The sequence below is a fragment of the Saezia sanguinis genome (assembly GCF_003991585.1).
GTDB classification, from domain to species: domain Bacteria; phylum Pseudomonadota; class Gammaproteobacteria; order Burkholderiales; family Burkholderiaceae_C; genus Saezia; species Saezia sanguinis.
The window spans coordinates 1-240 of sequence record NZ_PQSP01000192.1 but is presented as its reverse complement, the minus strand read 5'-3'; the positions used below and the strand labels follow the sequence as shown (position 1 = coordinate 240).

At 53.8% G+C, this 240-nt stretch carries 1 protein-coding gene; it reads right to left on the bottom strand.

Annotation, left to right across the window (positions count from 1 at the left end; all coding sequences use genetic code 11):
* Window positions 1–240, bottom strand: a 240-nt coding sequence (locus tag CUZ56_RS15455; RefSeq protein ID WP_148113787.1) for a substrate-binding domain-containing protein, incomplete at both ends; no start/stop codon positions are given.

Genomic DNA, 240 nt, shown 5'->3' with positions numbered 1-240 from the left:
CCTACAACTTTGACGCTTTGGCCAGCCTTCAAGTCCAGGGCAGAAATAGCACCAATAGCCATCTCGTCGTTCTCGGCGAAAATACCCGTGGCTTTGGAGTGAGCCTGCATGAGATTGGTCGTCACGTCGAGAGCCTTAGAGCGATCAAAATTAGCGGTCTGCTTGGCGACCACTTTGATGCCTGGATGTTTGGCGATTTCCTCGCTGAATCCCTTACCACGGTCACGGGAAGCCGAGGCA